The organism is Kribbella italica (genome assembly GCF_014205135.1).
GTDB classification, from domain to species: Bacteria; Actinomycetota; Actinomycetes; order Propionibacteriales; family Kribbellaceae; genus Kribbella; species Kribbella italica.
The window spans coordinates 5,820,863-5,834,878 of record NZ_JACHMY010000001.1 but is presented as its reverse complement, the minus strand read 5'-3'; the positions used below and the strand labels follow the sequence as shown (position 1 = coordinate 5,834,878).

10 protein-coding genes are annotated in these 14,016 nt (G+C 69.9%); 7 read left to right on the top strand and 3 right to left on the bottom strand.

The features are described 5' to 3' along the window. Positions 1-75: 75 nt before the first annotated feature. From HDA39_RS27185 to HDA39_RS27175, 3 genes are all read right to left on the bottom strand, one after another. Positions 76-1,521, bottom strand: a complete 1,446-nt coding sequence (locus HDA39_RS27185; protein ID WP_184799823.1) for a hypothetical protein — start codon at positions 1,519-1,521, stop codon at positions 76-78. 101 nt (positions 1,522-1,622) lie between these two features. After that, positions 1,623-2,543, bottom strand: coding sequence for a hypothetical protein (locus HDA39_RS27180; RefSeq protein ID WP_184799821.1), 921 nt, complete (start codon positions 2,541-2,543; stop codon positions 1,623-1,625). Between the two features lie 92 nt (positions 2,544-2,635). Continuing rightward, entirely contained in the window at positions 2,636-3,322 is a 687-nt protein-coding gene (locus tag HDA39_RS27175; protein WP_184799819.1) for a GntR family transcriptional regulator, read from the bottom strand. A 124-nt stretch (positions 3,323-3,446) separates the two neighbouring features. Between HDA39_RS27175 and HDA39_RS27170 the strand changes: the two genes are divergently transcribed. Genes HDA39_RS27170 through HDA39_RS27140 form a run of 7 tightly spaced genes read left to right on the top strand, consistent with a single transcriptional unit; the run spans position 3,447 to position 14,000 of the window. Beyond that, positions 3,447-6,167 (top strand): UxaA family hydrolase, encoded by a 2,721-nt coding sequence (locus HDA39_RS27170; protein WP_184799817.1) that lies wholly within the window; start codon positions 3,447-3,449, stop codon positions 6,165-6,167. An 11-nt stretch (positions 6,168-6,178) separates the two neighbouring features. Further along, positions 6,179-7,069, top strand: a complete 891-nt coding sequence (locus HDA39_RS27165) for a fumarylacetoacetate hydrolase family protein (protein ID WP_184799809.1) — start codon at positions 6,179-6,181, stop codon at positions 7,067-7,069. Further along, positions 7,066-8,520 (top strand): aldehyde dehydrogenase (NADP(+)), encoded by a 1,455-nt coding sequence (locus tag HDA39_RS27160; RefSeq protein WP_184799801.1) that lies wholly within the window; start codon positions 7,066-7,068, stop codon positions 8,518-8,520. The genes HDA39_RS27165 and HDA39_RS27160 overlap by 4 nt, the downstream gene beginning before the upstream one ends. Continuing rightward, on the top strand, positions 8,517-10,388 hold the full coding sequence (locus HDA39_RS27155; RefSeq protein ID WP_184799799.1) for an IlvD/Edd family dehydratase: 1,872 nt from the start codon (positions 8,517-8,519) through the stop codon (positions 10,386-10,388). The genes HDA39_RS27160 and HDA39_RS27155 overlap by 4 nt, the downstream gene beginning before the upstream one ends. Next, positions 10,388-11,779: a nickel pincer cofactor-dependent isomerase, group 22 gene (locus HDA39_RS27150; protein ID WP_460658503.1), complete on the top strand. Its 1,392-nt coding sequence runs from the start codon at positions 10,388-10,390 to the stop codon at positions 11,777-11,779. Before HDA39_RS27155 ends, HDA39_RS27150 begins: the two co-directional genes overlap by 1 nt. Beyond that, a complete protein-coding gene (locus HDA39_RS27145; RefSeq protein WP_184799797.1) occupies positions 11,776-12,636 on the top strand; it encodes a hypothetical protein in 861 nt (286 codons plus the stop codon). Before HDA39_RS27150 ends, HDA39_RS27145 begins: the two co-directional genes overlap by 4 nt. After that, positions 12,636-14,000 carry an FAD-binding oxidoreductase gene (locus HDA39_RS27140; protein ID WP_184799795.1) on the top strand — a complete coding sequence of 455 codons (1,365 nt, stop codon included), beginning with the start codon at positions 12,636-12,638 and terminating at the stop codon, positions 13,998-14,000. Before HDA39_RS27145 ends, HDA39_RS27140 begins: the two co-directional genes overlap by 1 nt. Positions 14,001-14,016: the final 16 nt, after the last annotated feature.

Genomic DNA, 14,016 nt, shown 5'->3' with positions numbered 1-14,016 from the left:
CTGCGCCGAGGGGCACCCGCGCACAGCGCGAGGGCCGGGTCGGAGTTGTCTCCGGCCCGGCCCCTCGTCAGCGGATCAGCTGTTCAGGTGCTTCAGGCTGGTCAGCTCAGCGAGGTCGAAGTCGCCGTTCGGGTTGCCGCGGAAGCCGTCGAAGACGTACGCCGGCTGAACGCGCTCGGCCTGCTCGTCGGACTCCGTGCGGGTGGTGGTGCCGTGGTGGTCGGCAACCTCTTCGGTCACCGTCTTCGCGGTCGCCTGGCCGAAGTCGCCGGCCAGCGCGAAGCCCTCGTACGAGTACGGGAACGCCGCGTGCCCGACGGTCTTGCGGTCGGAGTGCGAGACCACCGAGTCACCGTCGGTCGCGAACAGGTCGCTGCGACGGTCGGTCAGACCGAGCGACGGGTTGCCCGTGATCGCGCCGGACTTCCCGGCGATCGCCTGGTGCGAGGCCGACTCCTTGGTCACGGTCTTGCTGACGCTGCCGTGCTCGTTCTCGAACGCCTTGCTGTCCGAGGTCTTCGAGGCCTGCGCCTGCGAGACGAAGCCGCTCACGCCGTCGAAGTGGAACGGCGCCGCGAGCTTGCCGGAGGTTTCGCTCGAGCTGCCGGCGACGAACTCGTCGTCACCGTCGGTCGCGAAGAAGCCGCCGCGACGGTCGGTCAGGACCGCTTTCGGGTCGGCCGTGAAACGACCGACGGCCAGGCCGGCGTCCGTGCTGGAGATCTGCTCGGACGAGTGCTCCTCGGTCCAGGTCCCACGCTTGGTGGTGAGGGTCTCCGCGCGGTGTGCGGTGGAGGCCTCCTGGTGCGAGGTCGTCGCGGTCAGCCCACCGAACGAGATCGGCGACGAGCCCTTCACCGTGCTGCCGGACTTCGAGCCGACGACGCCCGCGCCGTCCTTGCCGAACCAGCCGGCGATCGACTTGTGGCTGTCGAACGAGCCCTGCGGGGCGACCTTCAGCTCGCCGACGCCGACCGACGTACCGGTCTTCGAGGCGTGCTCCTTGGACTGCTCCGAGGTGCTCGTGCCCTTCTTGGTCTTGACCACGGTCTTCTTCGAGGTGGCCGACCAGTCCTCGTGCTCCGTCGTCACCTTCGCGCCGCCGATCGAGATCGGCGCCTTGATCGAACCGCTGGTGTGCTGCTTGGCCGAACCCTTGACCTTGTCGTCGGACTTGTGGCCGGACGACTTGGTGACGCTCTTCAGCGTTGCGCTCGGGTCGACCGAGATCTTGCCGGTGCTCACGCCGAGCGAGTCCTTGCGGCCGCTCGCCGACTCCTTGGTCGTCGTCGCCGTACCGTGCTTGCCGGTCGTGGTGACGGTCGAGCTGTGCTTTCTCGACGACTCGCTCTGCAGGCCGAGGCCGATCGAACCGATCTCGAGCGGGCTGGACAGGGCGGCCGAGCCGGAGCTGTCGGCCTGGCCGGTCTCGGTGGAGGCCTGGGCCACGGCGGCACCGGCGATGAAGAGACCGCCCGCGACCGCGGCGGTGCTGAGGGATCGCTTGATCCACACGTTCATGAGGAGGAAACCTTCCGTAGTTCGTTCGAGGTACGACGGCGAGGCCGTCGCTCGTGCGGGTCCGGCCGAGGTGGGGCCGGGTGCGAGTTCGAACGGGAAGGTCAGTCGGGCGTGGTCCCCGGGCGGCCGCCCGGAGCGGGACCGGTCAGGTCGTCGTCGGCGGTCACCGTGGCGGTGACGGCGAACTGCTGGGGTGCGATGCCGCCCAGTACGGCGTACTTCTTGGCGATCGTCGAGCCGGATCCGCCGGACAGCACCTGAGCCGGCGCCGAGGGCGCGGCGGGGGAGGGCCAGTGCGGCGCGGGTGAGGGGTCAGCCGGCTGCGGGATGGAGGCGTAGGCCGGTGCACTGCCACCGCTGGCGAACTGGATCTCGTCGGGCAGGGACGACTTGGTCAGGGTAGGGCGGGTGACTGAGTCGCTCGGAGCCGGTGCGGTGGCCTTGGTGGAGAGATGTTGTGTGGTCAGCTCGCCCTTGGCCGGCGACGACTTGAAGGACTGCTTGCTCACTGGCGGCGGGACCAAGCGGTCGGTGGCCGGGCGCTCGACCCGCTCGGTCGCCGGCTTGAGCGCGGGACGGAGAGCCGTGTCGACGACGGGCTTGAGCGTGGGGCGCAGTACGTGATCGACGACCGGCTTGAGCGTGGGGCGCAGTACTTGGTCGACGACGGGCTTGAGCGCCGGGCGCAGTACTTGGTCGACGACCGGCTTGAGTGCGGGGCGCACGACCTGGTCGACAACTGGCTTCAGCGTGGGGCGCAGCACCTTGTCGGTGACCGGCTTGACCGTCGGGCGGAGAACCTCGTCGGTGACCGGTTTCACGACCGGGCGGACGACCTGCTTGCGGATCGGGGCAACCGTGTCGGTCACCGCGCCGATCGTCGCGGGGAGCAGGTGGTCCTCGGTCGGTTCGGGAGCGGCCGAGGCCGAGGAGGCCGACAGAATCACGGCGGCCGTCGTACCGGCGAAGAGGCCGAGCGCCCAGAGCACGGACCGCGGCAAGCGGCGGCTCGGTGCGGTCATGGCGTCTCACGTCCCCAGAACGTCGTCCGGTGTTCCCTGACACGACGACTTCGGGGCCGGTCGCTGACCGGATAGGTGTCCGGTGAGACTTTTTACGACTGGTCGTAGATCCCGCGCAGCCGGATCGACATCGAGTTGATCAGGTGCTGCGTCATCGACGCCTCGGCGGCAGCGGGATCGCCGGAGCAGATGGCCTCGACCAGGTGGTGGTGCTCGACGAGGACCTCGGGCCCGGTGTCGCGGTCGTAGTGCAGCCGGAAGATGTGCAGGTGGCAGTGCGTCCGCTCGAAGGCGAGACGCACTTGGTCGCTCCCGGACAGCTCGGCGATCAGGGTGTGGAACCGGTTGTCGTGCGCGGTGAGTGACTTGTACCCGGCGTAGTCCACCGAGGTCGGCTCGACGGCGGTGGAGAGCTCGGCGGTCAGGCGTTCGCGGCCGGTGTCGTCGATCAGCTCGGCGGCACGTCGCGCGGCCCACGGCTCGAGCAGCCGCCGGAACGAGTACAGGTCCTCGAACTCCTCGAGCGTCAGCAGCGGCGTCGCCCGGTACCCCTTGAGCGGCTCCTTGTCGGCGAGCCCTTCCGACTCCAGCCGGGCCAGCGCCTCGCGGACCGGCGTCGACGAGACCTGGAACTCCCGCGCGAGCCCGTCGATCGAGATCCGACCGCCGGGCCGGATGGTGTGGTCCATCAGCATCGTCTTGATCGCCTCGTAGACGTCGTCCGCCAGCATCTGCCGGCGCAGCAGCCGCCGGTCGTGCGGCTCCAGGATGTCCGTCATCGGCCTCTCCACGGGGTGGTCCCGCCCTTGACCCAGCGTCTTCGATTAGGCAGGGTTACGGTCGTAATCATGCATCATGCACGATTTGCTGTCCGGCTGCTAGCACCCGGGTTTGGGAGAGGCGATGCTGAGGTTCGACGAGATCGGGGTCCTGCCGGAACCGGCGGACAACGCGGCGATCTGCTCCCGCCGGCTCGAGGCCGGGACGGTGATCGACTTCGACGGGACGCCGGTGACGCTGCCGCACACCGTGCTCGAAGGCCACCGGATCGTCGTACGGCCGGTGCGTGCGGGAGAGGCGATCACGTCCTGGCAGACGCCGTTCGCCCGCGCCCTGCGTGATCTCGAGGTCGGCGACTACGTCTGTACGCCGCCCAGCCTGGCCGCCGTCAGCGCCCGCGGCGGCGTCGAGGGTCTGCCGGACGAGCCGTCGGCGAGCAACGAGCCGCTCGACCCGTACGAGCTGGACGAGAACGCCCTCCACTTCGGTCGCCAGGTCACGTCGGTCGAGCAGCCGGGCACGTTCCTCGGCTTCCCGCGCGCGCAGGGCCCGGCCGGGACGCGGAACCACGTCGTCGTGATGGCGACCAGCTCGCGATCGAGCGGGTTCGTCACCGAGCTGGCGCGGCGCTTCGACGGCGCGGCGGCCGGCGACGGCGTCGTACCGGTCGCGCACACCGAAGGCGGCGAGGAGGGTACGCCGAACAACCTGCACTTCCTGCTGGCGACGCTGGCCGGCTTCGCGCTGAACCCGAACGTCGGCGCGGTGCTGATCGTGGACACCGAGGAGGACCTGGTCTCGGGGCAGGCGATCCGGGAGTTCGTGGAGGCGCAGGGGTACCCGTCACTGAAGGTGCCGCACGCGTACTTCACGCGCACCGGTGGGTTCGAGGCGGACCTGACGGCGGCGGGCCGGTTGATCGAGCCGTGGCTGCCGGTGGTCGACGCGCAGCAGCGGGTCGAGGTCCCGCTGGCCGACCTGCTGATCGCGCTGCAGTGCGGTGGGTCCGACGCCTTCTCCGGGATCTCGGCGAACCCGCTCGCGGGCAACGTCGGCGCCGAGGTGATCCGGCACGGCGGCGCCGCCGTACTGGCGGAGACCGACGAGCTGATCGGCGCCGAGAACTACGTGCTGAAGAACGTGCGCGACCTGGGCACCGCGCGGCGGTTCCTGGAACTCGTGCAGTCGTTCAAGGACCGGGTCGGCTGGCACGGGCACACCGCGGAGGGCAACCCGTCCGGCGGCAACATGTACCGCGGGCTCTACAACATCGTGCTCAAGTCGATCGGCGCCGCCCGCAAACTGCCGCGCGAGGTCCGGCTCGACCACGTCATCGACTACGCCGAACCGCTGCCCGGCACCGGGTACATCTTCATGAACAGCCCCGGCAACGACCTGGAGTCGGTCGCGGGCCAGATCGCCAGCGGCTGCAACCTGATCTTCTTCACCACCGGCAACGGGTCGATCACCAACTTCCCGTTCGTCCCGACGCTCAAGTTCGTCACCACGACCACCCGGTACGAGCACCTCCGAGCCGAGATGGACGTCGACGCCGGCCCGTACCTCACCGGTACGCCGATCGACGAACTCACCACGGCCACCTTCGACCTCACCGTCCGCGTCGCGTCCGGCGAACCCAGCGCCGGCGAACGCGCCGGCCACAGCCAGGTCTCCATCTGGCGCAACTGGCGCCAGTCCGGCCCGGTCGAAGGCATCTCCATCACCACCGACGGCCGCATGACCCGCCGGTTGGAAGACCTCCCAGCAGAAGACCGCGACGCGCTCCTCCCCGGTGAACCTCTACAAGTAGTCGCCACCGATCGACCGGCAACTCCTGTAAGTCTTCTGTCAGTCGACGGTCGCCAACTCCCCGAAGCAGTAGGCCTCATCCTTCCCACCAGTTTGTGTTCGGGGATGATCTCGCTCCGGCTCGCCGCGCAGGCTGAGCTCGAGCGGTGGGCCGGTGACTCCGTCACCCGCATGGTCGCCCTGCCGCACACCGAAGGGTGCGGAAGCTCCGGCGGCGCTTCCGAGGAGACGTTCGCCCGGACGATGCTCGGTTACCTCCTGCACCCGAACACCCGCATGGCCCTCCTGCTCGAGCACGGCTGCGAGAAGACGCACAACGACTACTTCCGCTCCAAGCTCGTCGAGGCCGGCGCTGATCCCTCGCGGTTCGGCTGGGCGAGCATCCAGGCCGACGGTGGACTCGACGCAGTCGGCGAGCGGGTTCGGGAGTGGTTCGGGAGCTTCGACCTGCCGGCGCCGGTCGAGGTCGACGGGGATGTCGGTGCGCTGACCGTCGGGCTGGAGGCTCGGGGGCCGTTGAGCGACGAGACAGCTGAGGCGTTGGCGCTGATCGGGTCAGAGATCGTCGGCGCAGGTGGATCGGTGGTGCTGTCGTCTCGGGGTGGACTACTTGAGAACGGCGTCTTCAGGACGGCGGCGTTCGGGTCGGCGGATGAGGTCGGGTCGACCGTTGCCCACGGCCAGCGGTTCGCCGTACCGGGCTGGCACGTCATGCGCATGCCGGGAACGGACTGGATGGAGACCGCGACCGGCTTCGGCGCGGGCGGGGTCCAGCAGATCCTGGCACACGTTGCCGGCGGCACCTTGTCCGCGCAACGCTTCGTCCCGGTCGTCGAGTTCAGCAGCGATCCCGAGACCGTCGCGAAGTACGGCGACGACCTCGACGCCGTCGCGGCCGGTGATGCGGCCGACCAAGCGAGGACCGGCCTGGAAGCGATCGCCGCGGTCGCCGGCCGCCGGCAGGTTCCTAAGGCGGTTGCCTCAGGCAACGTAGGTTTCCAGATCACCCGCGGTCTGCTCGGGACGTCGATGTGAAAGGTGAATCCATGCACGTGGTCCGATTCCAGTCTCCCGGCGGCCGTCCGCAGGCCGGCGTCCGAACCGGTGACACGGTGGCACCGGTTCTCGGCGTCACCGACCTGGCCGAACTGCTCCGGCTGACCGCCGAGGAGTTCCGCGCGGCGGTCGCGAAGACCGGGGACGCGATCGAGGTCGGCAGCGTCAAGCTGCTGCCGCCGCTGGACGGCCGCGGCGAGGTCTGGTGCGCGGGCGTCACGTACGAGCGGTCGCGCGGCGCCCGGATGGAGGAGAGCGGCGACGAGGACATCTACGACCGGGTCTACTCGGCCGAGCGTCCCGAGCTGTTCCTCAAGTCACCGGCCTGGCGCCTCGTCACCGACGGCGAGCAGATCGGCATCCGCGTCGACTCCGGCCACGACGTACCGGAGCCCGAGCTGGCGATCGTCGCCAACGCGCACGGCGAGATCGTCGGGTTCACCGTCTGCAACGACATGAGCTCGCGGTCGATCGAAGGAGAGAACCCGCTCTACATCCCGCAGGCCAAGGTGTTCGCCGGCGGCTGCGCGCTGGCCACCGGCATCCGCCCGGTCTGGGAGGTCGCCGACCCCAAGGACCTGACCATCGACCTGGTGATCCGGCGCGACGGCGCCGAGGCCTTCACCGGTACGACGTCGACCGCGCACCTGATCCGCGGCCTGCAGGACCTGATCGACGTGCTGTTCGTTCCGAACGACTTCCCCGACGGCGTGATCCTGGCCACCGGGACCGGCATCGTGCCCGAGCTCGACTTCGCGCTGCGGGCCGGTGACGTGGTCGAGATCGCGATCAGCGACGTCGGGACGCTGACGAATACGGTGGTCGTCGGACGTGAACCGTTCGCTTATCTGGCTGCTGACTCTCTGGAGGAGAACCGATGACCCGCGACACCACTCCCGCCGAGCTCGAGCAGACGCTGGCGGACGCCGCCGAGGCCGCGGTACCGCTGGCGGCGTCCGCGCCCGCCGTACGGGCTGGGTGGATCCGTGCGGTCGCCGATGCCCTGGACGCGGCGTCCGGCGAGCTGGTGCCGATCGCGCAGCGGGAGACCTCGTTGCCGGAGGCCCGGTTGAAGGGCGAGGTCGGGCGGAGCAGCGGGCAGCTGCGGATGTTCGCCGACGCGCTCGAAGCGGGTCCGTTGCTCGAGGTGATCATCGACACCGCAGACGCGGCCGCCAAGCCGGTTCCGCGGCCCGATCTGCGGCGGGTGCTGGTGCCGCTCGGGCCGGTGCTGGTGTTTGCTGCGAGCAACTTCCCGTTCGCGTTCAGTGTCTGCGGTGGCGACACGGCGTCGGCGTTGGCCGCCGGGTGCCCGGTGATCGTGAAGGCGCATCCGGGGCATCCTGAGCTGTCCGTACGGACGGCCGAGGTGATGATCGAGGCGCTGACTGCTGCTGGGGCACCGGCGGGAACGCTCGGGCTGATCCAGGGGTACGACGTCGGCGTGACGGCGCTGAAGGATGCGCGGATCACCGCGGCCGGGTTCACCGGGTCGGTGCCCGCGGGCAAGGCCCTGCACGAGATCGCGGTGACGCGACCGGAGCCGATCCCGTTCTACGGGGAGCTCGGGAGCCTGAACCCGGTCTTCGTCACGCAGGCCGCGATCGATGCTCGAGGCAAGGACATTGCGAGCGGGTACGTCGGGTCGTACACGCTCGGTGTCGGACAGTTCTGCACCAAGCCGGGCCTGCTGTTCCTGCCGGCCGGGCACGGACTCCAGGAGCAGCTCGTCGAGGCCACCGGTGGAGTCGCCGCGGCGACGATGCTGAACGAGCGGATCGCCGAGGGCTTCTCGTCCGGGCTGGACCGGCTGCGCAAGGTCGACGGGCTGCGGGTGTGGAGCGAGGGCGGCGGCGCGACGTTGCTGCAGACGACAGTCGGCGAGCTGCTCGCGCGCTCCGACGAGATCCTCGAGGAGTGCTTCGGGCCGGTCTCGATCGTCGTCGAGTACGCGTCGGTGGATGAGCTGGTCGCCGGGATCGAGGCCTTCGGCGGCAACCTGACCGCCACGCTGCACGCGGAAGACGCGGATGCATCGCTGGCTGCCCGCCTGGTCCCGCTCCTGACGGCCCGCGCCGGCCGAGTGTTGTGGAACGGCTGGCCCACGGGTGTCGCCGTCTCCTGGGCCCAGCACCACGGCGGCCCGTTCCCGTCGACGGTCGGCTCCATCCACACCAGCGTCGGCGTCACCGCCGCCCGCCGCTTCCAGCGCCCGGTCGCATACCAGGACGCGCCGGACGCGCTCCTCCCCGCCGTACTCCAGGACGACAACCCGGCCGGCATGAGCCGCCGAGTGAACGGGACCGTGACAACCGCGGAGGTTTCTCGATGACCGACCTACCCCCGACCAACGACCCCAACGAAGTCAATGATCTGAACCTTCCTGGTACTGATGGTGAGCCGACTCCAGAAAAAACTGGAAGGCCTGCTGGTACGGAACCAGGTGGTCCCGACGGCCACACGGGGCGCCGGAGCTTCGACCACTGGTTCGGGGAGAAGGACCGGAACGGGTTCATCCACCGTTCCTGGATGCGGGCGCAGGGGTTCTCGGACGAGGTGTTCGATGGGCGGCCGGTGATCGGCATCTGCAACACCTGGTCGGAGCTGACGCCCTGCAACGCGCACCTCCGCCGGCTCGCCGAGTCGGTGAAGCGGGGAGTGTGGCAGGCCGGCGGGTTCCCGCTCGAGTTCCCGGCGATGTCGCTCGGTGAGACCATGCTCCGCCCGACCGCCATGCTGTTCCGCAACCTGCTCAGCATGGACGTCGAGGAGTCCCTGCGCGGCAACCCGATCGACGGCGCGATCCTGCTCACCGGCTGCGACAAGACGACGCCCGGCTCGATCATGGGCGCCGCGTCGGTCGACCTGCCGACGCTCGTGGTGACCGGCGGCCCGATGCTGAACGGCAAGTTCCGCGGCTGCGACATCGGCTCCGGTACGGCGGTCTGGCGCTTCACCCAGGACCGCAACGCCGGCCGCATGTCCGAGGAGGACTACGCCGCCGCCGAGTCCGGCATGTCCCGCAGCAACGGCCACTGCATGACGATGGGGACGGCGTCCACGATGGCCTGCATGGCCGAGGCGCTCGGCCTGCAACTGACCGGTTCCGCCGCGATCCCGGCCGTCGACTCCCGCCGGTACTCGATCGCCCAGCAGGCCGGTCAGCGGATCGTCCAGATGGTGCACGAGGACCTGAAACCGAGCGACATCCTCACCCGCGACGCGTTCGCGAACGCCGTCCGGGCGAACGCCGCGATCGGCGGCTCGACCAACGCGGTCATCCACCTGTTGGCGATCGCCGGCCGGGTCGGCGTCGAACTGACGCTGGACGACATGGACGAGTGGGCGCGCGGCGTGCCGTGGCTGGTGGACCTGCAGCCGTCGGGCAAGTACCTGATGGAGGACTTCTACTACGCCGGCGGCCTGCCCGCGGTGATGAAGGAGATCCTGCCGCTGCTCAAGGCCGACGCGATCACCGTGACCGGCAAGAGCATCGGCGAGAACGTCGCCCGCGCGGAGCGGACCGACTGGAGCGGGCAGGAAGGACAGCCCGCGCACCCGGTGATCCGCCCGGTCGGTAACCCGCTCGGCAGTGGCGCGGGAACCGCCGTACTGAAGGGAAATCTCGCGCCGGACGGTGCTGTGGTCAAGCAGTCGGCGGCATCGGAGCGGTTGCTGCAGCACCGGGGCAAGGCGCTGGTGTTCAGCAGCATCGAGGAGTACGACAAGGCCGTCGACGATCCGGACCTGGACGTCGACGAGGACACCGTGCTGGTACTCCAGAACTCCGGGCCGCGCGGCTACCCGGGCATGCCGGAGGTCGGCAACATGACGATCCCGCGCAAGCTCGCGGAGATCGGTGTCGACGACATGGTGCGGATCTCGGACGCGCGGATGAGCGGTACGGCGTACGGGACGGTGGTGCTGCACGTCACGCCTGAGGCCGCGGTCGGTGGGCCGCTGGCTTTCGTCCGTACCGGCGACTGGATCGAGCTGGATGTGCCAGGGCGCCGGTTGCACCTGGATGTATCAGATGAGGAGCTCGCCAAGCGCCGAGCCGACTGGCAACCGCCCGCGGCACCGACCGGTCGCGGCTGGGCGAAGCTGTACGTCGACCACGTCACGCAGGCCAACCAGGGCTGCGACCTCGACTTCCTGATCGGCAAAACCGGCTCCGCCGTCGCCCGCCAGAGCCACTGATGGGCACCGACGACACCGCCCGCCCGGCTGCGCCGGGCGGGCGGGGGGTAGGGGAGGACGAGCGCCCCGAGGCCTCGGCTTCGCCGGGCTGGGGCCCCTTCGAGGCCATCCGGGGGCTTCGCCCTGACGGCGTTCTTCCGCAGGTTACGCCGGTTCGGCGGCTGATGCCTGACCTTCCCACCGAGACTGATCCGTACGGCGCTGCGCGGGTGGCGCTGGACGACATGCCGACCGTCCTGCAGCCTGGGGCGCGGATCGCGGTCACCGCGGGGAGCCGGGGGATTCGGGACCTGGTGCCCGTGGTTCGCGCCGCTGTCGACTGGTTGCGCGCAGCGGGTGCCGAGCCTTTCGTCGTACCGGCGATGGGGTCGCACGGTGGTGCGACAGCTGAGGGCCAGCGCGAGATGCTGGCGGGCCTCGGCGTCACCCCGGAGTCGGTGGGTTGCCCGGTCGAGGCAACCATGGAGACCGTTGTCGTCGGCAAGCTCGACGACGGGACGCCGGTGCACCACGACGCGATCGCCGCGGCGGCGGACGGCGTCCTGCTGATCAACCGCGTCAAGCCCCACACCGATTTCCACGGACCCGTGGAGAGTGGCCTCGCGAAGATCCTCGCGATCGGCCTCGGCAACCACCGCGGCGCGGCCTCGCTGCACGCCGGTGGCATCCCGTCGCTCGGCGGCGCGATCGAGGCCGCCGCCCGCACGGTGGTTGCTGAAGGCAAGATCATCGGCGGACTGGCGATCCTGGAGAACGCCGTCGACCAGACCGCGGCGGTCGAGTTCGTCCCGGCCGACGGCATCGGTGCCGCCGCCGAGAACGGGCTGCTGCAACGCGCCGGCAGCCTGATGGGCCGGCTCCCGTTCGACCAGCTCGACGTGCTGGTGGTCGACGAGATGGGCAAGGACAAGTCCGGCACCGGCATGGACACGAACGTGATCGGCCGCTGCTGGGTGCACGGGATCCCGGAGTTCGACTCGCCGCGGATCGCCGCGATCAGCGTGCACCGGCTGTCGGAGGCCTCGCACGGCAACGCCTCCGGGCTCGGCATGGCCGACGTGATCCCGGCCGGGATGCTGGAGCAGATCGATCTGCACGCGAGCTACGTCAACGCGCTGACGTCCGGCGCCGGCGGGGCACGTCGTTCGCGGTTGCCGATGGTGCTGGAGGACGACGCGGCCGCCGTACTGGGTGCAGTGACGATGAGCGGACGCCGGGACTGGTCCGAGCTGCGGCTGGCACGGATCCGGGACACGTTGTCGCCGCACGAGTTGCTGGTGTCGCCTGCGCTGCTGGTGGAGGCAGGCAACCGGTTCGACCTGGAGATCACCGGGACAGCGCGGGACCTGACCGACGCGTCGGGCTCGCTCGGGAGCTGGGGAGAGGTATGAGGCTGCAGGAAGCACACGCGTTGCTGGCCGAGCGAGGATTCGGCGCGGCCGGCGACTCGGACAAGCGGTTCACCGACGGTACGCCGTACAAGGTGGAGATCCCGAGCTGCGAGGGTCCGGCGGTGATGCGGGCCGTGCTCGACGAGGCTGCGGCGCGCGGGGTTCAGGTCGACCGGGTCTCGCAGGGCAGCGGCGTGATGATGCTGACCGACGACGAGATCCGCGAGATGGTCGCCCTCGGTGCTGCTGAGGACGTCGAGGTGTGCCTGTTCCTCGGGCCGCGCGGCGCGTGGGACATCGGCGGTCAGGCGAAGGTGTCGGCCGCGGTCGGTGGCGTTGCGCGAGGCAACGAGATGGTTGCCGCGTCGCTGTGTGACGCCTACCGGGCGGTCGATCTCGGGGTGCGCAGCCTGCTGGTCGGCGACCTCGGGGTGCTGGAGCTGATCGGATCGCTGAAGCAGGAAGGGTCGTTGCCTTCGGACCTGGTGCTGAAGACCTCGGTGCTGATGCCGTTGCCCAACGCACCGACTGCCGCCCTGTACGAGAGGCTGGGGGCAACGAGTTTGAACGTCTCGACCGACCTGCCCGTGCCGGTACTGGCCGAGATCCGGTCGGTGACGTCGGTCCCGATCGACATGTACATCGAGGTCCCGGACGACCAGGGCGGGCACGTGCGCTTCTACGACGTACCGGACGTCGTACGGGTCGCTGCGCCGGTCTACCTGAAGATGGGCCTGCGGAACGCGCCGAACATCTACCCGGTTGGCGCGCACCTGGCCGCGACCGCCGAGGCGCTGGGCCGGGAACGCGTCCGGCGGGCCTCGTTGATTCTGCGGTTGCTGGAGGAACAGGGCTGATGGACGAACTGGTCGACCGGCTCAGCTCGGTCGTGGGGTCGGTAGTCGTCGACTCCGATGTCCTGGAGGCCCATCGGCAGGACGCGGCGACGTTCTGCACGGCCGGCGTACCGCTTGTGCTGGTCCGGCCTTCGTCGACCGCCGAGGTGCAGGAGGTTGTCCGGGCGGCCGGCGAGTACGGCGTACCGATCGTGACGCAGGGCGCCCGGACCGGGCTGTCCGGCGCTGCGAACGCGATCGACGGCTGCATCCTGCTGTCGACCGCGCGGATGAACCAGGTGCTGGAGGTCTCGGTCGAAGACCAGGTCGCCGTCGTCCAGCCGGGTGTCATCAACGCGGACCTGTCCCGCGCGGTGCTCGAGCAGGGGCTGTTCTACCCGCCGGACCCGTCGTCGTGGGAGATGTCGACGGTCGGCGGCAACATCGCGACCAACGCGGGCGGGCTGTGCTGCGTGAAGTACGGCGTGACCGGCGACTTCGTCCGTGGGCTGGAGGTCGTGCTCGCTTCGGGCGAGGTGATCCGGACCGGGCGACGTACGGTGAAGGGTGTCGCGGGCTACGACCTGACGCACGTCATCGTCGGGTCGGAAGGCACGCTGGGGATCGTCACCGAGGCGACGCTCGCACTGCGCCCCGCGCCGGAGGCCGCGCTGACCGCCGCGGCGACCTTCTTGTCCATCGAGGAAGGCGTCGCTGCCGCTGCCGCCGTGATGGGCTCGGGTCTGCGGCCGTCGCTACTCGAGTTCATCGACGGCATCACCGCCCGGGCGATCCAGGACTACCGCGACATGGGCCTTCCGGCCAACGTCGGATCGTTGCTCCTGGCCCAGTCCGACCGCGGACCGCGCGCCGCCGAGGACGTCGCCGCGATCGCCGAGATCTGCACCGCCCACGGCGCCGTCGACGTCGCGGTCGCTTCCGACGCGGAGGAGTCCGCGATGCTCCTGGAGGCCCGCCGCCTGGTGCACTTCGCGAACGAGAAGCTCGGCACGTCCCTGATCGACGACGTCGCCGTACCGCGCTCCCAGCTGGTCGCGCTGCTGCACGGGATCGATGCCATCAGCAAGCAGTACGGCGTACTGATCGCCTGCCCCGGTCACATCGGCGACGGCAACATGCACCCCACCGTCATCTTCGACCAAGCCGACGAAGCCGCGCAGGCACGCGCCCTGGAGGCCTTCGGCGCGGTCATGGACCTGGGCTTGTCACTGGGCGGCACCATCACCGGCGAACACGGCGTCGGTAAACTCAAACGCCAATGGCTCGCGGAGGAACTCGGACCCGTCGGGCTGCAGCTGCAACGCGACGTCAAGGCCGCTTTCGACCCACGGGGCCTGCTGAACCCCGACAAACTGTTCCTCTGACGGCGAACGGCGCCCC